This window comes from Mycetohabitans endofungorum (assembly GCF_002927045.1).
GTDB classification, from domain to species: Bacteria; Pseudomonadota; Gammaproteobacteria; order Burkholderiales; family Burkholderiaceae; genus Mycetohabitans; species Mycetohabitans endofungorum.
The window spans coordinates 18,566-41,944 of sequence record NZ_PRDW01000001.1 but is presented as its reverse complement, the minus strand read 5'-3'; the positions used below and the strand labels follow the sequence as shown (position 1 = coordinate 41,944).

General features: G+C 63.2%; 20 protein-coding genes. 13 read left to right on the top strand and 7 right to left on the bottom strand.

Annotated elements, in window-relative coordinates; all coding sequences use genetic code 11:
- Positions 1-1,287 (bottom strand): RsmB/NOP family class I SAM-dependent RNA methyltransferase, encoded by a 1,287-nt coding sequence (locus B0O95_RS00200; RefSeq protein WP_104076083.1) that lies wholly within the window; start codon positions 1,285-1,287, stop codon positions 1-3.
- On the bottom strand, positions 1,284-1,925 hold the full coding sequence (gene purN / locus B0O95_RS00195; protein WP_104076082.1) for a phosphoribosylglycinamide formyltransferase: 642 nt from the start codon (positions 1,923-1,925) through the stop codon (positions 1,284-1,286). Before purN ends, B0O95_RS00200 begins: the two co-directional genes overlap by 4 nt.
- A 110-nt stretch (positions 1,926-2,035) precedes the next feature.
- Between purN and B0O95_RS00190 the strand changes: the two genes are divergently transcribed.
- The 6 genes from B0O95_RS00190 to dut all read left to right on the top strand — a co-directional run bounded on the left by B0O95_RS00190 (position 2,036) and on the right by dut (position 9,544).
- Positions 2,036-3,142 carry a bifunctional riboflavin kinase/FAD synthetase gene (locus B0O95_RS00190; protein WP_104076309.1) on the top strand — a complete coding sequence of 369 codons (1,107 nt, stop codon included), beginning with the start codon at positions 2,036-2,038 and terminating at the stop codon, positions 3,140-3,142.
- Positions 3,143-3,289: 147 nt separating this feature from the next.
- Positions 3,290-6,127, top strand: coding sequence for an isoleucine--tRNA ligase (ileS, locus tag B0O95_RS00185; RefSeq protein WP_104076308.1), 2,838 nt, complete (start codon positions 3,290-3,292; stop codon positions 6,125-6,127).
- On the top strand, positions 6,128-6,634 hold the full coding sequence (lspA, locus tag B0O95_RS00180; protein WP_104076081.1) for a signal peptidase II: 507 nt from the start codon (positions 6,128-6,130) through the stop codon (positions 6,632-6,634).
- Between the two features lie 58 nt (positions 6,635-6,692).
- The gene (gene coaBC / locus B0O95_RS00175; RefSeq protein ID WP_104076080.1) at positions 6,693-7,895 is read left to right on the top strand and encodes a bifunctional phosphopantothenoylcysteine decarboxylase/phosphopantothenate--cysteine ligase CoaBC; all 1,203 of its coding nucleotides are present in this window, start codon (positions 6,693-6,695) and stop codon (positions 7,893-7,895) included.
- 64 nt (positions 7,896-7,959) lie between these two features.
- Positions 7,960-8,979, top strand: coding sequence for an LLM class flavin-dependent oxidoreductase (locus tag B0O95_RS00170; protein ID WP_104076079.1), 1,020 nt, complete (start codon positions 7,960-7,962; stop codon positions 8,977-8,979).
- Positions 8,980-9,097: 118 nt separating this feature from the next.
- Positions 9,098-9,544, top strand: a complete 447-nt coding sequence (gene dut / locus B0O95_RS00165) for a dUTP diphosphatase (RefSeq protein WP_104076078.1) — start codon at positions 9,098-9,100, stop codon at positions 9,542-9,544.
- A gap of 56 nt (positions 9,545-9,600) precedes the next feature.
- Here the strand turns inward: dut and clpA are convergent, their stop codons facing one another.
- Together clpA and clpS are read right to left on the bottom strand one after the other, a co-directional pair.
- Positions 9,601-11,901, bottom strand: coding sequence for an ATP-dependent Clp protease ATP-binding subunit ClpA (clpA, locus tag B0O95_RS00160; RefSeq protein ID WP_104076077.1), 2,301 nt, complete (start codon positions 11,899-11,901; stop codon positions 9,601-9,603).
- Positions 11,898-12,212: an ATP-dependent Clp protease adapter ClpS gene (gene clpS, locus B0O95_RS00155; protein ID WP_104076076.1), complete on the bottom strand. Its 315-nt coding sequence runs from the start codon at positions 12,210-12,212 to the stop codon at positions 11,898-11,900. Before clpS ends, clpA begins: the two co-directional genes overlap by 4 nt.
- A 508-nt stretch (positions 12,213-12,720) precedes the next feature.
- On the opposite strand from clpS, the gene B0O95_RS00150 reads away from it, so the two are divergent.
- Positions 12,721-12,927, top strand: coding sequence for a cold-shock protein (locus tag B0O95_RS00150; RefSeq protein WP_104076075.1), 207 nt, complete (start codon positions 12,721-12,723; stop codon positions 12,925-12,927).
- A 70-nt stretch (positions 12,928-12,997) separates the two neighbouring features.
- On the opposite strand, the gene B0O95_RS00145 is transcribed toward B0O95_RS00150, so the two are convergent.
- The 3 genes from B0O95_RS00145 to icd all read right to left on the bottom strand — a co-directional run bounded on the left by B0O95_RS00145 (position 12,998) and on the right by icd (position 17,171).
- A complete protein-coding gene (locus B0O95_RS00145) occupies positions 12,998-15,145 on the bottom strand; it encodes a TonB-dependent copper receptor (RefSeq protein ID WP_104076074.1) in 2,148 nt (715 codons plus the stop codon).
- 87 nt (positions 15,146-15,232) lie between these two features.
- On the bottom strand, positions 15,233-15,577 hold the full coding sequence (locus B0O95_RS00140) for a DUF2946 domain-containing protein (protein WP_158249429.1): 345 nt from the start codon (positions 15,575-15,577) through the stop codon (positions 15,233-15,235).
- A 340-nt stretch (positions 15,578-15,917) separates the two neighbouring features.
- A complete protein-coding gene (gene icd, locus B0O95_RS00135; protein ID WP_104076307.1) occupies positions 15,918-17,171 on the bottom strand; it encodes an NADP-dependent isocitrate dehydrogenase in 1,254 nt (417 codons plus the stop codon).
- A 289-nt stretch (positions 17,172-17,460) separates the two neighbouring features.
- Between icd and B0O95_RS00130 the strand changes: the two genes are divergently transcribed.
- From B0O95_RS00130 to mdtD, 6 genes are all read left to right on the top strand, one after another.
- Positions 17,461-18,030, top strand: a complete 570-nt coding sequence (locus B0O95_RS00130) for a pseudouridine synthase (protein ID WP_104076072.1) — start codon at positions 17,461-17,463, stop codon at positions 18,028-18,030.
- A gap of 325 nt (positions 18,031-18,355) precedes the next feature.
- Positions 18,356-18,541, top strand: coding sequence for a hypothetical protein (locus B0O95_RS00125; protein ID WP_104076071.1), 186 nt, complete (start codon positions 18,356-18,358; stop codon positions 18,539-18,541).
- 244 nt (positions 18,542-18,785) lie between these two features.
- Positions 18,786-19,280 (top strand): DUF192 domain-containing protein, encoded by a 495-nt coding sequence (locus tag B0O95_RS00120; RefSeq protein ID WP_104076306.1) that lies wholly within the window; start codon positions 18,786-18,788, stop codon positions 19,278-19,280.
- Between the two features lie 227 nt (positions 19,281-19,507).
- Positions 19,508-21,619, top strand: coding sequence for an elongation factor G (gene fusA / locus B0O95_RS00115; RefSeq protein WP_104076305.1), 2,112 nt, complete (start codon positions 19,508-19,510; stop codon positions 21,617-21,619).
- A gap of 12 nt (positions 21,620-21,631) precedes the next feature.
- Complete coding sequence (locus B0O95_RS00110; RefSeq protein WP_104076070.1) at positions 21,632-21,859, top strand: hypothetical protein; 228 nt, start codon at positions 21,632-21,634, stop codon at positions 21,857-21,859.
- A gap of 71 nt (positions 21,860-21,930) precedes the next feature.
- Positions 21,931-23,379, top strand: coding sequence for a multidrug transporter subunit MdtD (gene mdtD, locus B0O95_RS00105; protein WP_104076069.1), 1,449 nt, complete (start codon positions 21,931-21,933; stop codon positions 23,377-23,379).

Below are 23,379 nucleotides of genomic sequence, written 5' to 3'. Positions count from 1 at the left end.
TCACGCCACCCGTTGCATCACTGCCGCAAAGAAGCCGTCGGTGCTGTGCCGGTGCGGCCACAGCGTCAGGTCATCGCCGGTATCGAGCGCGATCTTTTGATCGGCCAGCACCCGGCTCGCCGGCACGCGTTCGAACATCGGGTGAGCCGCGATGAATGACTCGACGATGCCCTCGTTCTCGTCACCAAGCAAACTGCACGTCGCGTAGACAAGCCGTCCGCCCGGCTTGAGCAGTCGCGCGGCGGCGGCGAGGATCGATGCCTGTTTCACCGTCAACTCAGCGACCGATTGCGGCGTTTGACGCCACTTGAGATCCGGATTGCGGCGCAGCGTACCCAGGCCACTACATGGCGCATCGACCAGCACGCGATCGATCTTGCCGGCCAACCGCTTGATCTTCACATCATGCTCGCTATCGATAACGACCGGGTGCACGTTCGACAAGCCGCTACGCGCGAGCCTGGGCTTGAGCTTGCCTAACCGTTTGTCGGACACATCGAACGCGTACAGCCGCCCGGACGAGCGCATCATTGCACCCAACGCGAGCGTCTTGCCGCCCGCTCCGGCGCAAAAATCGACAACCATCTCGCCGCGGCGCGGCGCGACTAGCTGGCACAACAGCTGGCTGCCCTCGTCCTGTACCTCGAACCATCCTTGCTGGAAAGCGGCCAACGTATGGATCGCAGGCTTGCCGGCCACCCGGATACCCAGCGGCGCATACGGCGTCGGCTCCGCTTGCACGCCAGCCTCCGCCAGCGCGGCGAGCACCGCATCGCGATTGGCGCGGATCGGGTTGGCGCGCAGGTCCAGCGGCGCCGGATAGTTCAGCGCCGCGGCGAGCCGCGCCAGCTCCTGCGCCACCGCATCCGGCCCGGCATCGGTGGTTGCCAGACGGACGCCCAGCGCAGCCTCGATCCATGGCGGCAGGTTCGTGCGCACGCGCGCCGGCAGGCTCGCCGGATCGATCTTCGACACATGGTCGAGCCACGCGAATTCCTGTTGCGACACATGCGGGCGCAACGCGTTCAGGCCAGCGGTCTGCATCAAGCCAAGCAGCGCCAGCCGACGTGCCGGCGTGCCGCTGCCGCTCTCGGCCAAATGCCCATATTCCATCTTGCGGCGCAGCACCGCAAATACCGCCTCGGCAATCACCCCACGCTCGGCGTGGCCAAGCTTCGGATGCGCGCGAAAGAATCGGCTCGTGGCCGCGTCGGCCGGACCGGCAAACTTCAGTACGTCGGCGAGCAACGCCTCGGTCTGGCCGATCAAAAATCCATGTAGCTTCATACCGTGTTCCCGCCAAACAGCAGCCGTGGCTCGGCAGCCGCCAACTCCACCCGGCCGTCACGCACGCGCAGCCGATCCTCGACAAACCAGCGCACCGCGCGCGGATAGAGCTCGTGCTCCAAGCGCAGCACCCGTGCAGCAAGCGCAGCGGCATCGTCGCCGGCGAGCACCGGCACCACGCCCTGCGCAATGATCGGGCCATGGTCCAGTGCGGCGGTCACGAAATGGACCGTGGCGCCGTGCACCGCGACGCCCGCGTCCAATGCGCGCTGATGCGTATGCAGACCCGTGAAGCTCGGTAGCAACGATGGATGCACGTTCATCATGCGGGCCGCATAGCGCTCGACGAACGCCGGCGTTAGCACGCGCATGAAGCCGGCCAGCACGACGAGGTCCGGCTCATGCGCGTCCAGCACCTGCGCCAGCGCCGCATCGAATGCATCGCGCCCGTCGAACTGCGTGTGGTCGACGACTGCCGTGGCGATGCCGTGTGCAGCAGCGAACGCCAAGCCTGCGGCGTCGGGGCGGTTGGACACGACCGCGGCAACGCGCGCCGGCCAGCGTTGCACGGCGCACGCGCGTACGATCGCCTCCATGTTGGAGCCGCGTCCGGAAATCAGGATGACGAGTTTTTTCATCCATGGATTTTATCATCGGCGCCCCTGCTGCCTGCGCCGATCCGCCGGTTCCCGCCGAAATCGGGTGCGAGCGTTTATAATCGTGGGCTTTGCGGCAACGCGCCGGCGCGATGCGTCGGCGCGGCGATCGAACGCCGCAGCCCGACCGGCCAATCATCGTGAGAGTCTTCAGGGGTCTTCCAAATGCCGAGAGCCGCGCGCCCTGCGCGTTGACGATCGGCAACTTCGACGGCGTGCATCGCGGCCACCAGGCGTTGCTGGCGCGGGTTCGCGCCGCCGCCAACGCGCGCGCGCTGCCGGTCTGCGTGATGACGTTCGAACCGCACCCCCGCGAGTTCTTCGACCCGGCCGGCGCACCGCCGCGCATCGCGATGCTGCGCGATAAGCTCGAGGCATTGCGGCGCAACGGCGTGGACCGGGTCGTCGTCGAGCATTTCAATCATACGTTCGCCAGCCAGTCGCCGGCCGCGTTCGTCGAGCACATCATCGTCAACGGATTACACGCGCGCTGGGTGATGATCGGCGACGACTTCCGATACGGGGCAAAGCGCGCCGGTGACTTCCTGTCGCTGAAGGCGGCCGGCGCGCAGTATGGCTTCGAGGTCGAGCAGATGCCCACCGTGGCGGACCCATCCGGCGCGCGCATCTCCAGCTCGGCCGTGCGCGCCTCGCTCGTTGCGGGCGACCTCGCGGCGGCTCGCACCGCGCTCGGCCGGGCGATTGTAATCAGCGGCCACGTCGTGCATGGCATGAAACTGGGACGTGACCTGGGCTTTCCGACGCTGAATCTGCCGATCTCGCACAAGCGCCCCGCGCTGGCCGGCATCTTTATTGTGCAGGTGCACGGCATTGAGGCGGGCCCGTTGCCTGGCGTAGCCAGCCTGGGCTGGCGCCCGACCGTGGACGATTCCGGCCGCGTCCTATTGGAAGTGCATCTGCTGGACTGGCATGGCGACGCGTACGGCAAGCTGGTGCGGGTCGAATTCCTTGAGAAATTGCGCGACGAACAGAAGTTTGTGGACCTGGAGGCGCTCGGCCGGGCGATCGCGTGCGATGTTGCCGCCGCCCGTGAATACTTCGCCACGCAAGGCGACCGGGCGCCGGCCGACCCCGACTGGGCGGCGGTGCCAACCCATCCCGCCAAGCAGCCCGAGCAACGTGGCGGCCCCGGCCCGGGCGGCGATTTCGCGACGTCCGCCACCGACCGAATTAGATAGCGCTGGGTCGCTGTGTACCGGCAAGGTGCGCGGCGACGCGTGTTGGGGCCGACGACATGTGCCCCGCGCCCGCGCGACATGCCGTGCTTCGCCGATGCGACCGGCATGCGCAGTCAGCGGCCGCCGAACTTCTCCACCATCCCAATCATGAGTGACAAAAAAGCCGATTCCAAGCAGCCTTCCAAGTACCCTGTCAACCTGCTTGACACACCGTTTCCGATGCGCGGCGACCTGCCCAAACGCGAACCGCAATGGGTCCAGCAATGGCAACAGAACAAGGTGTACGAAGCGATTCGACAGGCCAGCCGGGGGCGACCGAAGTTCGTGCTGCACGACGGCCCGCCCTATGCGAACGGGGATATCCATATCGGACACGCAGTCAACAAGATCCTGAAAGACATGATCGTCAAAGCACGCAATATGGCCGGCTTTGACGCGGATTATGTACCCGGATGGGATTGTCACGGCATGCCGATCGAAATCCAGATCGAGAAGCGCTTCGGCAAGTCGCTGCCGGTCGAGCAGGTGCAACGTAACGCACGCGAGTATGCCGCCGAGCAGATTGAGCGCCAGAAGGCCGATTTCCGCCGGCTTGGGTTGATCGGCAATTGGGACAACCCGTATCGCACGATGAACTTCGCGAACGAGGCGAACGAAATCCGTGCACTCGCGCGCATTCTCGAGAAGGGCTATGTGTTCCGCGGCCTGAAGCCGGTGAACTGGTGCTTTGACTGCGGTTCGGCACTTGCCGAGGCGGAAGTCGAATATAAGGACCGTGTCGATCCCGCCGTGGACGTCGCGTTTCCCTTTGCCGAGCCCGACCGGATCGCCGAGGCGTTCGGGATGCCGTCGTTGCCCGGTGCCGACGGCGCAATCGTGATCTGGACCACCACGCCGTGGACCATTCCCGCGAACCAGGCGTTGAACGTCAATCCAGAGCTGTCGTACAGCCTCGTGGATACGCCGCGCGGATTGCTGATCCTGGCTTCCGAGCGCGTCGAGCCGTGCCTAGCCACATACGGTCTAGACGGCACGGTGATCGCGTCGGCGCCGGGTGCCGCGCTGGGCGGGATCCGTTTCCACCATCCGCTCGCCAACCTGCACCCGGGCTACAAGCGTACTGCGCCGGTCTATTTTGGCGACTACGTGACCCTCGACTCCGGCACCGGCGTCGTACATTCGTCGCCGGCCTACGGCATTGAGGACTTCCAGTCGTGCAAGGCGCATGGCATCGACGATGACGACATCCTGAGCCCGGTCATGGGCGACGGCCGCTATATCGAATCGTTGCCGCTGTTCGGCGGCCTGTCGATCTGGGATGCGAACCCGAAGATCGTCGACGCGTTGCGCGATGCCGGCTCGTTGCTGCACACGAACCATTACGCGCACAGCTATATGCATTGCTGGCGGCACAAAACGCCAATCATCTACCGCGCGACGTCGCAATGGTTTGCCGGCATGGACCTGACACCCGTCGGTGGCGGCAAGACGCTGCGCGAAACCGCGCTCGACGGCATCGAGGCCACTGCGTTCTATCCAGCGTGGGGCAAGCAGCGACTGCACAACATGATCGCGCATCGACCCGACTGGACATTGTCGCGCCAGCGCCAGTGGGGCGTGCCGATGGCATTCTTCGTGCACAAGGAGACGGGCCAGTTGCACCCTCGCACGCTGGAGTTGCTCGAACAGGTTGCGCAACGCGTCGAACAACATGGCATCGAGGCATGGCAATCGCTCGATGCGCGCGAGTTGCTCGGCGACGACGCCGACCTGTATGAAAAGAACCGCGACACGCTGGACGTCTGGTTTGACTCCGGCACAACGCACTGGCATGTGCTGCGCGGCTCGCACGCCCAACAGCTGCAGTGGCCCGCCGACCTGTACCTTGAAGGCTCGGATCAGCACCGCGGATGGTTCCATTCGTCGCTGCTCACCGGCTCGATGCTCGATGGCCGACCACCCTACAAGGCGCTGTTGACGCACGGCTTTACGGTCGACGGACAAGGCCGGAAGATGTCGAAATCGGTCGGCAACGTGATCGCGCCGCAGGAAGTCTCGAACAAGCTCGGCGCCGAGATTATTCGCCTGTGGGTGGCCTCGACCGACTACTCTGGCGAACTGTCGATCTCCGATGAGATCCTGAAGCGCGTGGTCGAAAGCTACCGCCGGATCCGTAACACGCTGCGCTTTCTGCTAGCGAATCTGTCGGATTTCGACCCGAGCCGAAACATGGTGCTGCCCGAACAGTGGCTCGAGATCGACCGCTACGCACTCGCACGCGCCGCAGCGCTGCAAAAGGAGGCGCTCGACCACTATGACGCGTACGAATTCCATCCTGTCGTGGCCAAGCTGCAGACCTTCTGCTCAGAAGACCTCGGCGGCTTCTATCTTGATGTACTCAAGGACCGGTTGTACACGTCGGCAGTCGACTCGCACGCGCGGCGCAGCGCACAGTCAGCGCTGTACCACATCACGCATGGGTTGCTGCGGCTGATCGCGCCCTTCCTGTCGTTTACCGCGGAGGAAGCGTGGAAGATCTTCCAGCCGGGGCGCACGACGATCTTCACTGAAACGTACTACGTCTATCCGCTGCTGCCCGACGGCGCGGCGTTGTTGGATAAATGGGCGCTCGTGCGCCAATTGCGCGGCGATGTCACCAAGGCGCTCGAAGCGGCGCGCGAAGCCGGTCGGATCGGCTCGTCGCTGCAGGCCGAAGTCGAGATCCGCGCACATGGCGCACGCTACGATACCCTCGCGAGCCTCGGTGACGACTTGAAATTCGTGCTGATCACCTCTGCGGCGCGGCTGATCAAGGTTGACAACGAGGCCGACGAGGCAATCGACGTGATCGCGTCCCGGTACCCGAAGTGCGAGCGCTGCTGGCATTACCGCGAGGAAGTGGGCACGAACACCGAGCATCCGACGCTGTGCGGGCGCTGCACGGCGAACCTATTCGGGGACGGCGAACACCGGAGCATGGCATAAATGGCGAAGACCTCATCTAGCAACGCCGCCCGTTCGGCAACGCTCATGCCATGGCTGGGCATGTCGTTGATCGTGATCTTGCTTGACCAATTGTCCAAAATCGCGGTGTTGCGTCTGTTCGTGTACGGCGACCCGCATCCGGTTGCGTCATTCTTCAATTTGCTGCTGATCTACAACCGTGGTGCCGCGTTCAGTTTTCTGGCGACTGCCGGTGGCTGGCAGCGCTGGGCATTCACCGCATTGGGCATCGTCGCCGCGCTGGTGATCACCTGGTTGCTCAAGCGCCACAGCGGGCAGAAACTATTTTGCACCGCTCTGGCATTGATTCTCGGCGGCGCGCTAGGCAACGTCATTGACCGGCTGGTGCACGGCCATGTGATCGACTTCCTTGATTTTCACGTCGGCGGCTGGCATTGGCCGGCGTTCAACATTGCCGACAGCGGCATCACGATTGGTGCGATGCTGCTAGTGCTCGACGAGCTTAGGCGCGTGCGCGCGGTGCGCTGAAAACCTAGATCGGGAGACAATCCCGGCACTGGACACACGCAATAGCGGAAGGAACGATATGGATCTTGCGGGCAAACATCTGGTGCTTGGACTGACAGGCGGCATCGCCTGCTACAAGTCGGCCGAGCTTACGCGCATGCTGACCCAAGCCGGCGCCACCGTCCAAGTGGCGATGACGGAAGCGGCCACGCAATTCATCACGCCGGTCACGATGCAGGCACTGTCCGGCCATCCGGTCTACACCAGCCAGTGGGATGCACGGATCGATAACAACATGCCACACATCGACCTGTCGCGCCGCGCGGACGCGATCGTGATCGCTCCCGCATCGACTGACTTCATCGCCAAGCTAGCCAATGGGCTGTGCGACGATCTCTTGTCCACGCTGGTCGTGGCGCGTGACTGCCCGTTGCTGGTCGTGCCGGCGATGAACCGCCAGATGTGGCAAAACCCCGCGACGCAACGCAACGTCGCCCAGTTGCGCGCGGATGGCATCACAGTGCTCGGCCCGGATGCCGGCCCACAGGCTTGCGGCGAGATCGGCGACGGCCGCATGCTCGAACCCGCAGCGGTGTACGAGGCCATCGTCGCATTCTTTCAGCCGAAGAAGCTGGCGGGACAGCGCGTACTGATCACGGCGGGTCCCACTTTTGAGCCGATCGATCCGGTCCGCGGCATCACCAATCGTTCGAGCGGCAAGATGGGATTCGCGCTCGCGCGCGCCGCGGCGCAGGCCGGTGCGCGCGTGCACCTGATCGCCGGCCCGGTCTCGCTCGCCACGCCGTGGGGCGTGAGCCGGGAGGACGTACAGACCGCGCAGCAAATGTACGATGCGGTCATGGCGACCATCGCCGACACCGACATTTTCATCGCCGTTGCCGCGGTCGCCGACTGGCGTGCCACTCAGGTGTCCGATCACAAGCTGAAGAAGGCCGCCGGTCAGCCGGCGCCACCGCTGGACTTCGTCGAGAACCCGGATATCCTCGCCAGTGTCGCCGCGTTGCCCTCGCCGCCTTACTGCGTCGGTTTCGCGGCGGAAAGCGGCGAGCTTGGCGTGAACGGTGAAGCGAAGCGGCGGCGCAAGAACGTCCCGCTGCTGATTGGCAACCTGGGGCCGAAGACATTCGGCAAGGATGACAACGAAGTCGTACTATTCGACACAATTGGCTCGACACCGTTGCCGCGCGCGGACAAACAATCACTCGCGCGCACGTTGGTCGACGAGATTGCGCAGCGCGTGCCGGGCAGTCTTTTCGCGTAAATCACGCCCGCGCGCACGTCGCCCCTCGGCTCGCCACACGTACGGCACGCTCTCCGGTCCTCATATGACTCGACTGTCAGTACTCGATCAAACGCCGGTGATCGACGGCCATTCGGTCGCCGATGCCATTGCCGCCACCGTCGAACTCGTGCAGCTTGCCGACCAACTGGGCTATACCCGCTTCTGGTGCGCGGAGCATCACGGCTTGCGCTCGGTGGCGAATCCCGCACCGGAAGTGATGCTCGCACGCCTGGGCAGCGTTACGCAACGCATCCGAATCGGCTCGGGCGGCATCATGCTGCCCTACTATAGTGCGTTCAAGGTCGCTGAGCAGTTCATGATGCTCGAGGCGTTGTTCCCCGGGCGGGTCGATCTGGCTGTAGGCCGCGCGCCCGGCGGCGATATGCGCACCGCGCAGGCCGTCGCGTCCGGTTCGTATAATCGTGGCGAGTTTTTCCCGCAGCAAGTGACCGAACTGTCCGGGCTGTTTCGCGGGCAACTCGCCGAGGACTCGCTCGCACAAGACGTGCTGCTGCAACCCCATGTCGCAACGCGGCCGCAGTTGTGGGTACTCGGATCGAGCGACTTCGGCGGTGCGCTGGCCGCGCAACTCGGCATCCGGTTTGCGTTCGCGCACTTCATCAACGCGTTCTTCGGCCACACGGTTGCGCAAGCGTACCGGACGCAATTCAAACCCGGGTTTGAAACTCACCCCTATTTGGCCGCCGCGGTTTTTGTGATTTGCGCGGATACCGAGCAACAGGCCGGCGCGCTGGAAAAGGCCGTCGATCTGCGCCGCGTGCAAATGGCGTATGGTTTGAACGAACCGATCCCGACCGTTGAGCAAGCACTCGAGCAGACATATGGCGAACGCGAACGGCTCATCATCGAGCGTGAACGACCGCGCAGCATCATCGGCACACCAGAGTCGGTGGTACCGCGTATGCTGGAGATTCAGCAGCAGTTCAACGCCGACGAGTTGATTGTGCTAACCGTCGCAGCCAGCTACAAGGCGCGCCTGCGTTCGTATGAATTGCTTGCGCAGGCATTCGATCTGGCCGCGCAAACGCCCAAGACGGCATAATCGAGTCTTTTGCGTGCTTGTCGTACCATCGCGTCGTACCGCACCGGCACCGCGGCGGCATGTCATAGGGCATGTCACGATGCCAGCACGCCCCGCTACTCCCACTACCGACTGATTGATGAACATCGACCTAAAGATTCTCGACCCGCGCATGCAGGACGCCCTGCCGGCCTATGCCACTGCCGGCAGCGCCGGTCTGGACCTGCGCGCCTGCCTCGACGAACCGCTGGTTCTGCAACCGGGCGCCACCGCGCTGGTGCCGACCGGCCTGGCCATTCATATCGGTACGCCAGGTTATGCGGCATTGATCTTGCCGCGCTCCGGATTGGGCCACAAGCACGGCATCGTGCTCGGCAACCTGGTAGGATTGATCGATTCCGATTACCAGGGCCAGTTGATGATCTCCACGTGGAACCGCGGCGGGACCGCGTTCACGCTGAACCCGATGGAGCGGCTCGCGCAACTCGTGGTCGTACCGGTGGCGCAGGTGCAATTCAACGTGGTCAACGATTTCTCGCACAGCGAACGCGGTGCCGGCGGCTTCGGCAGCACCGGCCGGCACTGAGCGACAAAAAAAGCGCGGGACGTGGCCCGCGCCATGTTATTACGCGATCGCCGCGGTCACTCGACTTCGGCCGTTTCCGGGTTTGTCGGATTGCGCGGCGCCGCGTTCTCGTCGAACGTGAGCTGCACCTTGTCGTTGTCATCGACGTCGACCATCACGCGCCCACCATTCATCAACTTGCCGAACAGCAGTTCGTCCGCCAACGCGCGGCGGATTGTATCTTGGATCAGCCGCTGCATCGGCCGCGCACCCATTAACGGGTCGAAACCGTGCTTGGCCAAGTGCTTGCGCAACGCGTCGGTGAATAGCGCATCGACCTTCTTCTCGTGCAACTGATCCTCCAGCTGCATCAGGAACTTATCGACCACACGCATGATGATTTCCTCATCGAGCGAGCGGAAGCTGATGATCGCGTCGAGCCGGTTGCGGAACTCCGGCGTGAACATCCGCTTGATGTCCGCCATCTCGTCGCCGGTCTCGTGACGCGTCGTAAATCCGATCGTCGCCTTGTTCATCGCCTCGGCGCCCGCGTTCGTCGTCATGATGATGATGACGTTGCGGAAATCCGACTTACGGCCATTGTTGTCCGTCAACGTGCCATGGTCCATCACTTGCAGCAGCACGTTAAAAATATCCGGATGCGCCTTTTCGATCTCGTCGAGCAGCAGCACGCAATGCGGCTTCTTCGTGACCGCCTCCGTCAGCAGCCCGCCCTGATCGAACCCGACGTATCCGGGTGGCGCGCCGATCAGCCGGCTCACCGCGTGGCGCTCCATATATTCGGACATATCAAAGCGCAGTAACTCGATGCCCAGCGTAAAGGCCAGTTGACGCGCCACCTCTGTCTTGCCGACGCCGGTCGGCCCGGAGAACAGGAACGCACCGATCGGCTTGTCCGTCTTGCCGAGCCCGGCCCGCGCCATCTTGATGGCCGCGGCCAATGCGTCGATTGCCGGATCCTGGCCAAACACCACGCTCTTCAGGTCACGGTCCAGCGTCTGCAGCTTGCTGCGGTCGTCCTGCGACACACTTTGCGGCGGCACCCGCGCGATCTTGGAAATAATGTCCTCGATCTCCGTCTTGCCGATCGTCTTCTTTTGCTTGGACCTGGGCAGGATCCGCTGCGCCGCCCCCGCCTCGTCGATCACGTCGATCGCCTTGTCCGGCAAATGTCGGTCGGTGATGAACCGTGCGGACAACTCGGCCGCCGCCGACAGCGCGCCGGATGAGTACTTGACGCCGTGGTGCTCCTCGAAGCGGGACTTCAGGCCCCGCAGGATCGCCACCGTCTGCTCGACCGTCGGCTCGGTCACGTCGATTTTCTGGAAGCGCCGCGACAACGCCGCATCCTTTTCGAAGATGCCCCGGAATTCGGTGAAGGTCGTTGCCCCGATGCACTTGAGTTGGCCAGAGGACAGCGCCGGCTTGAGCAGGTTCGACGCATCGAGCGTGCCGCCCGAGGCGGCGCCCGCGCCAATCAGCGTATGGATCTCATCGATGAACAGGATCGCGTGCGGACGGTCCTTCAACTCCTTGAGCACCGTCTTGAGTCGCTGCTCAAAGTCGCCCCGGTACTTCGTGCCCGCCAGCAGCGCCCCCATGTCGAGGGAATACACTTGCGCATCCGCCAAGATATCGGGCACCTCGCCGCGCACGATCCGCCATGCCAGCCCTTCGACGATGGCCGTCTTGCCCACGCCGGCCTCGCCCACCATCAAAGGATTGTTCTTACGGCGCCGGCACAGCACCTGCACCATCCGTTCGACCTCGGGTTCCCGCCCGATCAATGGGTCAATCTTGCCGTCGCGTGCCTGCTGATTCAGGTTTTGCGTGAATTGCGCCAGCGGCGTTTCCCGCTGCGCGCTGGCATCGTCACTATCGACCGGCGACTCACCAGCCTTCGCCACATCCGGCCCCGCGGTCTTCGCGATGCCGTGCGAAATGAAGTTGACCACGTCCAACCGGGTCACGCCCTGCTGCTGCAGGTAGTACACCGCGTGCGAGTCCTTCTCGCCGAAGATCGCAACCAACACGTTCGCGCCGGTCACCTCCTTCTTGCCGCTGGAGGTCGACTGCACATGCATGATCGCGCGCTGGATCACGCGTTGGAAGCCCAACGTTGGCTGCGTGTCGACGTCGTCGGTCCCCGGCACGATCGGCGTGTTATCGTGGATGAAGTTGCGCAGGTTCTGGCGCAGATCCTCGATATTCGCGGCGCACGCGCGAAGCACCTCCGCCGCCGTTGGGTTGTCCAACAGCGCGAGCAACAGGTGTTCGACGGTGATGAACTCATGCCTCGCCTGGCGCGCTTCCATGAACGCCATATGAAGGCTGACTTCCAGTTCCTGGGCAATCATGCTTCCTCCATCACACACTGCAGCGGGTGTCCCGCTTGCCGCGCGTGCGTTACAACCAGCTCAACCTTGGTCGACGCGATGTCCCGCGTATAGACCCCGCAAACTGCGCGCCCCTCGAGATGCACTTTCAACATAATCTGCGTCGCGGTATCGCGATCCTTGTTGAAGTATTGCTGTATTACCATCACGACAAATTCCATTGGCGTGAAATCGTCGTTCAGCAAAACCACGCGATACATCGACGGCGGCTTGGCCTTTTGCTCCTGCCGCTCCAGTACTGTACCGTCCTGCTTGTCCGGGATAATGGCCATACACCCATTCTAAACAACTCGGCCACGCAAGCAATCCCGCCAAAAACCTCAACGGGCACCCGATACGGCGCGGCACACATCCTTTCGTCACCAGAGCGCGACAGCCTCTCCGGCACCCTGCCAACGGTGATCGCCCGCCCTGCGGCGACGCGCACAGCGTTGCGCTGGTCTTGCCTGCGCAAACATCGTTCCGTGGTTATCTCGGTGCATTATGCGACTTTTCAAGCCCCCGTGCTGCATGGGCATCGGACAGAGCATGTTGATATGACGTCAAGATGACTATCGCGCGTTGTGCAGCCCTGCATTGGGGGCCCATACAACGGGTTTTCGAGCGTTTCAAAATTTTCTTGACACTGATTTTTAGACCACCAACAATCAAGCTGGCACTTTTTTCGGTCGTGCACGAAGGAAAAATGCCGGGTGAGCTTGTTAGAGGGATCCGGCCGCATGGCATGGAGCTTTTTGAACGGGCTCGTGTAGCAAGGGCAAGAGTGACAGGGGAAGTAGGATGGCGACTGGTACGGTCAAATGGTTCAATGACACCAAAGGTTACGGATTCATCACGCCGGACGAAGGCGGTGAGGATCTGTTCGCGCATTTTTCGGCTATCCAGGTGAACGGCTTCAAGACCCTCAAAGAAGGTCAGAAAGTGAGCTTCGAAGTCGTGCAGGGACCGAAAGGCAAACAAGCTTCGAATATTCAGGCGGCAGCCTGATCGTTCGAATCGCTTGCTCGTGCAGCAGAAAAAACCCGGTTGCGAGCCGGGTTTTTCTTTTTCTGCGCCGCTACAGTTTGACGCCGAGGCGCAACCATACCGTGCGGCCGGACTCCATTACCGGTGAATTGGCCGGGTAGCCAAAGCCCGCGTTGCCCGCCAGGTTCAGATGCTCGGTGTACGCGTTGTCGAGCAGGTTGTCCACGCCCAGCGTCAGCGTGGCCGCCTTGCCGAACGCGTACTGCGCATTCAGTGACACGACGCCGAAGCCGGCGCTCGGCCCGAAATCCTTGCCGACCACGTTTCCTTCATTAGGCACGTACCGGCGCTGCGCCGCCACCATGCGCCACAGCGCCCCGACCGACCACGTCCCGTGCTGGTAGTGCGCGCCAACGCGCGCCTCCAGCGGTGGAATCTGCGGCAACGGCCCGCCCGTGTCATTGTTGCGCCCCCACGCGTACGCGAGCGCGGTCTCGAACCGCCACGCCGGCGTGGCGCGCCATGTGGCCCCCAATTCTCCGCCGACGGTCCGGGCCCCCACCTGCGTCGCGCGACTGACCGGCCCCATCGGCCCGGACACGTAGTCGAATAGGATGAAATCCCGCACGCTGCCAGCATACGCCGAAACCCAGGCGTCAAGGCGCTCGTCGCTGTACTGCGCGCCGATATCCAGTTGTGTGGTCTTTTCGGGACGCAACGACGAAAACGCGTTAACCGAACCATCCGGACCCAGTTTCGGCGAGAACAGCTCCCAATAATCCGGGAAACGCTCGGCATGCCCGATCCCAACGTACCACATCGCGGGCAACGTCGCGAGATCGTGCTCGTAACGCACGAAGCCGCCAGGCAAAGTGCGCTCGCGTTGTACGTTGGCCGTCGGATTCGGCGCTTGCATCGCGCCGGAGCCAACGTTGACGCGCCGGTCGCGTGCCGCAGCGCGGTCCACACGCAGCCCCGTCACCATCCGCTCAGACTGCGTCGCGTACCAGGTCAGTTCGCCAAATCCGCCAATGCTCCACAAGGTTGCCGACGGCTTCCATGAACCGTTGCCGTTGGCGGCGGCCCGCTGCAGCGACCGGTTGCCGAGCGCATGATGCTGCCCATCCACCCCGGCCACCAACTTGAACTGGTCCGTGAACCGCAGCGTCGCGGCGCTGCGAGCGCCGAACGTGCGCCGCCGCACCTCAGATGCCATCGGCATGGACCTGCCGCCGCCTGCCGGCGAGCGCAGCGTGAAGTTATCCATTACATGGTCGAAATCGTTGTAGTAGACCTGCGCCTCGACGCGGTCCAGAACCTCGCCCAGGTGCGAGCGCTCGGCACGCAAACCATAGCTTTCGCGACGAAACCGTGCACCGTCCATGCCGCGGCCGGCGTAGCGTGCATAGCCGTCGCCGGTACCGGCGCTCGCTTCAATGCGGGTATGCTCGTTCGGCGTCCAGCCCAGTGACGTGTCGACGTTCCATTTGTCCCACTGCGATGGCACCGTCTTGCCGTTGCCGTCGCGATAGTCTTGTTGATGCGCGTGATTAGCCATCACGCGCGCATAGCCTTCGCGCACGCCCGCGCTTAAGTCGACATTCTGGTCGTTGCGGCCGAATGAACCGCCAACCAGGCTCCCATCGAAGCGCATGCCCGGCGCGTCGAAGCGGCGGGTCGTGCGCTCGAACAGCACCGTACCAGCCGATGCGCCCGGCCCGTAGAGTACCGATTGCGGCCCCTTGACGACGGTCACCTTATCGTAGCTCTCCGGCGCGATATACGAGGTTGGAGCGTCCATGCGGCCCGGACAGGCACCCACCATCGGCGCGCCATTGCTCAACAGGCTCAGCCGCGATCCGGACATGCCGCGAAACACCGCGTCTGCATTGGTGCCGCCGCTGCGGATCGCCGAAAAGCCCGGCACCGTCTTCAGATAGTCGGCGCCGTCGCTCGCGGGCAGCGGCTGGCGCGGCTGCTTCGGATCGGTCACCACGACCAGCGGATTCTTCGGCGCATTGGCGATGACCTCGATCGGCACGAGCACCGACGCGGCGCCCGCCGAGGGCGCGTCAGGCGGCGACGCATCAGCTTGCGCGTAAGCGCTCGCTGTTCCCAACAGGCCCGCCACTGCGGCAAACACCGAAGGCGCCCAACGCCGACAGCGGTTGCTTTCCAATACAAGATGCGCGTTGAACAGGCGACGCGACGCCGCCTGATCCAGGAAGGTGAATTTCATGCATACAACCCATGGCATGCCGTCCAGGTCGGCAGTGGATGGCCGGCCCGGCAGGCGTCGGTTACGGAATGAGCAAATGAATAGCCGTCAAACCGCGCCCGGGGGCGCCCGAGGATAGGAAACAAGATGCCGTGACGCGGGCCGGGGTGCGCCATCGATCACCGGCAGCCCGGCCGCACGCTGGCACTGCAGCATGAGCGTCGCGACCTGTGGTGCGCCGATTGCCGGACTGTGGGCGAGCAGACTGCAATAGCCGCATGCGTCCAGGTGCCCGCCCACGTACGCCGGTCCGTGGGCCGGGGCCCGTTCGCCCGTCGTGGCCGCACTGCATAGTACCGTGTCGACGCCGCCCCTAGCGTGGCTGAGCCACTGCGAGGCGAGCGGCATCGCGACGATCAGCCAGATCGCCGTCAGGCCGAGCCAGGCGGTCAATTTTCGGGTGCGACGATCGGACATCGGACAACAGCGACACAAGCGTCTCAGACGCGACGGTGAAGAACGGACCGGTCGGCATTATCCGTCGCCCACGCCATTCTTTCAATTAAGTTTCAGCCACCGCCACGGATCAGTGGCGAATTACCACAGCCCGCCATGCCTTCGGCACCACGCCGTGAAAGGCTGATGAATGACCGGCGCTACACCGTGAAAAGGCCGACGAATGGCCGGCGCAGCGCGCGCCGCGCCGACGTAAAAAACCCCTGTGGCACATCGTCTGCGCCACAGGGGTTCTATGTTCCGGCACGATACGCCGGCCCGCCCGTGCGGGGTGCCGTTACATATTTTCGATCAATACCTGACCGAAGCCGGAGCACGATACCTGCGTCGCCCCCTCCATCAGGCGCGCGAAGTCATACGTAACGCGTTTTTGCAAGATCGACTTCTCCATTGCGGAAATAATCACGTCAGCCGCGTCGGTCCAGCCTAGGTGGCGCAGCATCATCTCGGCCGACAGGATTTCCGAACCCGGGTTCACGTAGTCCTTGCCAGCGTATTTCGGCGCGGTCCCATGGGTCGCCTCGAACATCGCAACCGAATCCGACAGGTTGGCGCCCGGCGCGATGCCAATGCCGCCGACCTGCGCCGCTAACGCGTCCGAAATGTAGTCGCCGTTCAAATTCAACGTCGCGATCACGTCGTACTCGGCCGGACGCAGCAGGATTTGCTGCAGAAACGCGTCGGCGATCACATCCTTGATCACGATCTCGGCACCGCTCTTCGGATGCTTGATCTTCATCCACGGGCCACCGTCGATCAGCTCCGCACCAAACTCCTTCTGGGCAAGTGCATAGCCGAAGTCGCGGAACGCGCCTTCTGTGAACTTCATGATGTTGCCCTTGTGCACTAGCGTGACCGACTTGCGGTTATTGTCGAGCGCATACTGGATGGCCTTGCGCACCAGCCGCTCCGTGCCCTCGCGCGACACCGGCTTGATGCCGAGCCCTGATGTTTCCGGGAAACGGATCTTCTTGACACCCATTTCCTCACGCAGGAACTGGATCACCTTCTTGGCCTGCTCGGACTGAGCGGCCCATTCAATGCCCGCATAGATATCTTCCGAATTCTCGCGGAAGATCACCATGTTGGTCTTCTCGGGCTCGCGCACCGGCGAAGGTACACCCTTGAAGTACTGCACCGGACGCAGACAAACGTACAGGTCCAACTCCTGGCGCAGCGCCACGTTCAGCGAGCGGATGCCGCCGCCAACCGGCGTGGTCAGCGGCCCCTTGATCGAGACGACGTACTCCTTCAAAACCTGCAGCGTTTCTTCCGGAAGCCACACATCTGGCCCGTAGACCTTGGTCGCCTTCTCGCCGGCGAAGATCTCCATCCATGCGATCTTCTTCTTGCCGCCATAAGCCTTCTCGACCGCCGCGTCGACCACCTTGATCATCACCGGCGTAATGTCGAAGCCGATGCCATCGCCTTCGATGTACGGAATGATCGGCTGATCCGGGACGTTGAGCGAAAAGTCCGGGTTGACGGTGATCTTCTCACCGGCCGGAACCTTGATGTGCTGATACGGCATGTTCGACTCCAATGGTATGGACAGGCTGAAAGTATGCTGCGCGGCGACGCGCCAACATGCGCTATTCCTGCGTCGACTGCTAAGGCAGCTCGCGGCGGCCTCACCCGAGACTCGAGTCTCAAGTTTCGCGGGTCGCTCGTAGCGAAGCGCTATTCTAGCGCGCCGGCAAGACACCACGGCGCCGCGGATGGCCTTAGTCTTATATAAGACACAAGACTAGTGTTGCCTATTATGCGCTAATATTCGGCCATTTGCCATAGGGACGGGTCCTGGCGCCCGCGCATCGCCCATGCGACTGATTGCATTGAACAAACCATATGGCACGATTTGCCAGTTCTCCGCCCACGAGACGCGTGCATCGCTGGCCACATGGATCGACGTGCCCGATGTCTACCCAGCAGGCCGGCTCGATGCGGACAGCGAGGGCCTGCTGTTGCTCACTGACGACGGCGCGCTGCAGGCGCGCATCGCCGAGCCGCGCCACAAGCTGATCAAGCGCTACTGGGCACAACTGGACGGCGCTGCACCCGCTTCGGCACTGGCCGCCCTGGAGCGCGGCGTGGACCTTGGGGACTACGTGAGCCGACCCTGTCGCGCCCGTTTCATCGAGCCGCCCGCCGGCCTGTGGCAGCGGGATCCACCGGTACGCTATCGCGCCGCGATTCCGACCACGTGGATCGAGTTGGCCCTTGGTGAGGGCCGTAATCGCCAAGTGCGACGAATGACCGCAGCGGTAGGCTTTCCGACGCTGCGTCTGATCCGCGTCGGTATCGGCGCGCTGGATGTGTTCGCGCTCGGCCTGGCGCCCGGCCAATGGCGCGCGCTGCCGCCGTCGGCGCCGTGGCACGGCACGCGCTGACGCGCACATCAGGCCACCTGTCCCTGCCGCTGCCCTAGCGCCGGTCCCTGCCCCCGTGCCGCTTGCCGGCATAGGGTTTTCGCCCATTCGCCGAAGCGCGCGTCAACCAGATCGACGGGCACCGCATTATTGACCAGGATGCCGCCACAGCGTGCTCTGGCATCGGCCGACGTCGCCACCCCACCGCACCCAGGATGGCACGAAAGCAACGGGCCCGCGCGAATTGTCGAACGAGCCTGTCAACCGAAAGCTGGATCCCGCGTTTATTGACATGACTCATAAAGCGGGTCATTTGGTTAATTCACTAAGTTTGAGGAAAAACAACATGAACAAACTGATCGCTGCCCTCATCGCTGGCCTGTTCGCCACCGCTGCTTTCGCGCAATCGTCGGCCCCGGAAGCCTCGGCCCCGGCGGCTGCTTTGAAGACCGAAGCGCACAAGAGGGCTCACACGTCGCACAAGAAGGTGGCGAAGAAGGCTCCCGCTGCTTCGGAAGCGGCTTCGAGCTAAGTTTTTCGTCTCCCCAAGCCACAAGAACGACGCTGCACTGCCGTTGCGACGGCATTCAAAGGCAGGTTGCCGCAAGGCGATCTGCCTTTTTGTTGGTCTGTACTGCCCAGCGATTCGCGTAACATGCGCGTATTCACATTACGAGGAGTCTGCCGTGGTTGTTCCGGTGCGATCCGCGCTGCCTGTGTCCCGCCTGTTCCGCGTGCCCGCCCGGCGAGCGCGCCGCGCCTCACCGCAGGCTTGCATCGGTACCTCAAGGCCAGCACCGCTGGCCCGTGTCGTCGCCGCCCTGGTGGCCAGTGTCACGCTCGCGCTGGCTGCGTGCGGCGCGCTGGCGCGACCGCTGCCGGCCGCACTGAAGCGCCCCGAGCAATTTCCGCGTGCCTCGTTGACGATCGGCATGTACGTGGTTGACGCGGCCATTGCCGCGAACCCGGCCGATCGCGAGCAAGGACTGATGTTCCGCCAGTCGCTGGCACCGAACGAAGGCATGTTGTTCGTCTTCGACGAGAACGCAGTCCATTGTTTCTGGATGAAAAATACGCCTTTGCCGCTGTCGATCGCCTTCATCCGCGCCGATGGCACGATCACGGATCTGGACGAGATGCAGGCGGAAACCCAAGACAACCACTGTCCGACCCACAATGGTGTCTACGCGCTCGAGATGAGCAAGGGATGGTTCGCCTCAAAGGGCATCAAGCCGGGCATGCGCGTGCTCGGCTTGCCGCCCGCGCCCTGATCGCGTTCCACCACCGCGGCGCCCGACCCGCTGCCCGCCCGACCCGCTCATCGGGCAACGCGTTTGCTCATCGGGATCAAGCAAAACGGCCCGCGCAGCGCTATCCTATGTTTCTTAGCGTGCGCGCTATTGAGCGCCCGCTCAGGCCGTTTTTCCCGGTTTGTCGGGCGGACGCGGTATCCGATGCCTGCCGGACCGGCCATCCCATCGCGAAGAAGGAGATTCAAGTGGCCCGCAAAACTCCCATCGAGCGCTACCGGAACATAGGCATCAGCGCTCATATTGACGCCGGCAAGACGACGACCACCGAGCGCATCCTCTTCTACACCGGCGTGAGCCACAAGATGGGTGAAGTGCACGAGGGCGCCGCGACGATGGACTGGATGGAGCAAGAACAGGAACGCGGCATCACCATCACGTCAGCAGCGACCACGGCGTTCTGGAAAGGCATGGCGGGCAACTATCCGGAACACCGGATCAATATTATCGACACCCCCGGGCACGTGGACTTCACGATCGAGGTCGAGCGCTCGATGCGCGTGCTCGATGGCGCATGCATGGTGTACGACTCGGTCGGCGGTGTGCAGCCGCAATCGGAAACGGTGTGGCGCCAGGCCAATAAGTACAAAGTACCGCGCATCGCGTTCGTCAATAAGATGGACCGTGTCGGCGCAGACTTTTTCCGCGTGCAGCGGCAGATCAGCGAACGGCTGCGCGGCGTCGCGGTGCCGATCCAGATTCCGATCGGCGCGGAAGACCATTTCCAGGGCGTCATCGATCTGGTCAAAATGAAGGCGATTATTTGGGACGAGGACAGTCTTGGCGTGAAATTCGAGTACCGGGACATCCCGGCCGATCTGGCCAAGCTCGCGCAAGAATGGCACGACAAGATGGTCGAGGCGGCAGCGGAAGCCAGCGAGGCGCTGCTTGAAAAATACCTCGACGATCATCATTCGCTGACCGAACAAGAGATTAAGGATGCACTGCGCAAGCGCACGATCGCCAATGAGATCGTGCCGATGCTATGCGGCAGTGCGTTTAAGAATAAAGGCGTGCAGGCAATGCTCGACGCGGTCATCGATTACCTGCCGTCACCGGTCGACGTGCCGGCGATCCTCGGCCACACGCCGGACGACGAACAGGCCGAGCGGCATCCGGCCGACGACGAGCCGTTCTCCGCGCTGGCGTTCAAGATTATGACGGACCCGTTCGTCGGCCAGCTGATCTTCTTCCGCGTGTACTCAGGGGTCGTCAACTCGGGCGACACCGTGCTCAATTCGACCAAAAGCAAGCGAGAGCGGATCGGCCGTATCCTACAAATGCACGCGAACGAGCGAACCGAGATCAAGGAGGTGCGCGCCGGCGACATCGCCGCCGCGGTCGGCCTGAAAGAGGCGACCACCGGCGATACGCTGTGCAACCCGAACAACGTGATTATCCTGGAGCGGATGATCTTCCCGGAGCCGGTGATCTCGCAGGCCGTCGAGCCGAAGACAAAGGCTGACCAGGAAAAGATGGGTGTCGCATTGAACCGCCTCGCGCAAGAGGATCCGTCGTTCCGTGTCAAGACCGACGAGGAGTCAGGCCAGACGATCATCTCTGGCATGGGCGAGTTGCACCTGGAAATCCTGGTCGATCGGATGAGGCGCGAATTCAACGTCGAGGCGACGGTTGGCAAGCCCCAGGTGGCCTATCGCGAGACGGTACGCAACGCGGTGCAGGACGTCGAGGGTAAGTTCGTCAAGCAGTCCGGCGGCCGCGGCCAATACGGGCACGCGGTGCTCACCCTGGAGCCGCAGCCGCACGGCAAGGGCTATGAATTCGTCGATGCGATCAAGGGCGGCGTGATTCCGCGCGAGTTCATCCCGGCGGTGGACCGGGGCATCCGTGAAGCCATGCAGGCCGGCGTGCTGGCAGGCTATCCGGTCGTGGACATCAAAGTGACGCTGACGTTCGGCTCATACCACGACGTGGACTCGAACGAAAACGCGTTCCGGATGGCCGGCTCGATCGCGTTCAAGGAAGGCATGCGGCGCGCGCGGCCCGTGCTGCTCGAGCCGATGGTGGCGGTCGAGGTCGAAACGCCAGAGGATTTCATGGGCAACGTAATGGGCGATCTGTCCAGCCGCCGCGGTATCGTCCAGGGCATGGAGGACATCGCAGGGGGAGGCGGCAAGATGGTGCGCGCCGAAGTGCCGCTGGCCGAAATGTTCGGCTATTCGACCACGTTGCGCTCGCTAACACAGGGACGCGCGACCTATACAATGGAGTTCAAGCACTACGCGGAAAGTCCGCAGAATGTCGCCGACGCTGTCATCAACGCGAAGTCGGCACGCTGAGCCCCGCCCCCCATGACGCATGCCCCTGTCCGCGCCGCGGCGCTGTCGGGCATGCTGCGCGCCGCGGCGTGCGACCCGCTGCGGCACCATGCGATCGACGAATGGCAGTGTAGGACGTTCAGGCTGCGAGAGAACGTGCGTTTTCACGACGGCGTACTGCTGCTGATCACGCAGGTCGGCCACACCGCCGATCAGCGATCAATCGAGCTGCCGACGATGCGCGAGTGCTGCGCGTATTGAGTAGGCGGCGCGAGCGACGGGCCAAAGCCGTCTAGAATAGCGGCTTGTGTTGCGAAACCGTCCGATTGCCCATGTCCGGATCCTCGTCTCGACCCATTCGCCACACCGTTACACCGGAGCGCAAGCTAACCATCATGCTGTGGCTGGTCGCGACGGGATTCTTCATGCAGGCGCTGGACACGACGATCGTCAATACCGCGCTGCCAGCCATGGCGCGCAGCCTCGGCGAATCGGCATTGCGGATGCAGTCCGTGGTGATTGCGTACTCGCTGACGATGGCGTTGATGATTCCGATTTCTGGCTTCTTGGCCGACCGGTTCGGCACGCGACGCGTGTTCTTCAGCGCCATCCTCGTTTTTACCCTCGGCTCACTAATGTGCGCGAACGCGTCGGCCCTCTGGCAACTCATCGCCTCGCGTGTGGTGCAGGGGGTGGGCGGTGCAATGCTGCTGCCCGTCGGACGGCTTGCCGTGCTGCGCAGCTTTCCACGCGAGCGCTACCTGCCGGCACTGAGCTTTGTGGCGATTCCCGGACTGGTCGGGCCATTGATCGGGCCAACGCTGGGCGGCTGGCTGACCGACGTCGCGTCATGGCATTGGATATTCTTAATCAACGTGCCGGTCGGCCTGGCGGGCTGCATCGCGACAGCACTGTTCATGCTCGGTGAACCGCTGGACAAAGTCGGGCGCTTCGACGTGAAGGGCTACTTGTTGCTTGCCGTGGCCATGCTGGCATTGACGCTGGCATTAGACGGGCTGGCCGAGTTGCGGCTGGCGCACGCGTTCGTACTGGTATTGCTGGTGCTGGCCTTCGCGTGCCTGACGGCGTACGGACTGCACGCGACGCGCAGCCCGCACCCGCTGTTCTCGCTCGAGTTGTTCCGTATTCACACGTTCAGCGTCGGCCTGCTGGGTAATCTATTTGCGCGCATCGGCAGCGGCGCGATGCCCTATCTGTTGCCGCTGCTGCTGCAGGTGAGCCTCGGCTACACGCCGTTTCATGCGGGTCTAATGATGCTGCCGGTGGCCGCGGCCGGCATGGCGTCCAAGCACATTGTCACGGCGTTGATCATGCGCCACAGCTACCGCCGCGTGCTACTGGCCAACACCGTCCTGGTCGGGGCGACCATGGCCAGCTTTGCACTGATGTCGCCGGATCAGCCGCTGTGGGTCCGGCTCGTACAACTGGCGATCTTCGGCGGCGTGAATTCGATGCAATTTACCGCGATGAATACGTTGACGCTGAAAGACCTTGGACGTGAAGGGGCAAGCAGCGGCAACAGCCTGTTTTCCCTTGTGCAAATGCTGTCGATGAGCCTGGGGGTCACCATCGCCGGCGCGCTGCTCGCCACATTCACGGCGCTGTTCGGACACATCGCGCCATCGCAGACGCTGCCGTCATTTCACGCGACATTCGTCTGCATCGGCGTGATCACCGCATTATCCGCGTGGATCTTCGGGCAGCTGGCGCCAGACGTGCGCAGCACGGGAAGGCACGATGGCGGTGCCGGGACCCTCTGA

Excerpts from the sequence above, each read along its gene's own strand:
- dut (WP_104076078.1), top strand. The coding sequence starts at position 9,098 with ATGAACATCGACCTAAAGATTCTCGACCCGCGCATGCAGGACGCCCTG.
- B0O95_RS00170 (WP_104076079.1), top strand. The coding sequence starts at position 7,960 with ATGACTCGACTGTCAGTACTCGATCAAACGCCGGTGATCGACGGCCAT.
- B0O95_RS00150 (WP_104076075.1), top strand. The coding sequence starts at position 12,721 with ATGGCGACTGGTACGGTCAAATGGTTCAATGACACCAAAGGTTACGGA.
- B0O95_RS00110 (WP_104076070.1), top strand. The coding sequence starts at position 21,632 with ATGACGCATGCCCCTGTCCGCGCCGCGGCGCTGTCGGGCATGCTGCGC.
- icd (WP_104076307.1), bottom strand. The coding sequence starts at position 17,171 with ATGCCGTATCAGCACATCAAGGTTCCGGCCGGTGAGAAGATCACCGTC.
- clpS (WP_104076076.1), bottom strand. The coding sequence starts at position 12,212 with ATGGCCATTATCCCGGACAAGCAGGACGGTACAGTACTGGAGCGGCAG.
- clpA (WP_104076077.1), bottom strand. The coding sequence starts at position 11,901 with ATGATTGCCCAGGAACTGGAAGTCAGCCTTCATATGGCGTTCATGGAA.
- purN (WP_104076082.1), bottom strand. The coding sequence starts at position 1,925 with ATGAAAAAACTCGTCATCCTGATTTCCGGACGCGGCTCCAACATGGAG.
- lspA (WP_104076081.1), top strand. The coding sequence starts at position 6,128 with ATGGCGAAGACCTCATCTAGCAACGCCGCCCGTTCGGCAACGCTCATG.
- B0O95_RS00200 (WP_104076083.1), bottom strand. The coding sequence starts at position 1,287 with ATGAAGCTACATGGATTTTTGATCGGCCAGACCGAGGCGTTGCTCGCC.
- B0O95_RS00125 (WP_104076071.1), top strand. The coding sequence starts at position 18,356 with ATGAACAAACTGATCGCTGCCCTCATCGCTGGCCTGTTCGCCACCGCT.
- coaBC (WP_104076080.1), top strand. The coding sequence starts at position 6,693 with ATGGATCTTGCGGGCAAACATCTGGTGCTTGGACTGACAGGCGGCATC.
- B0O95_RS00145 (WP_104076074.1), bottom strand. The coding sequence starts at position 15,145 with ATGAAATTCACCTTCCTGGATCAGGCGGCGTCGCGTCGCCTGTTCAAC.
- B0O95_RS00130 (WP_104076072.1), top strand. The coding sequence starts at position 17,461 with ATGCGACTGATTGCATTGAACAAACCATATGGCACGATTTGCCAGTTC.
- mdtD (WP_104076069.1), top strand. The coding sequence starts at position 21,931 with ATGTCCGGATCCTCGTCTCGACCCATTCGCCACACCGTTACACCGGAG.
- ileS (WP_104076308.1), top strand. The coding sequence starts at position 3,290 with ATGAGTGACAAAAAAGCCGATTCCAAGCAGCCTTCCAAGTACCCTGTC.
- B0O95_RS00190 (WP_104076309.1), top strand. The coding sequence starts at position 2,036 with ATGCGTCGGCGCGGCGATCGAACGCCGCAGCCCGACCGGCCAATCATC.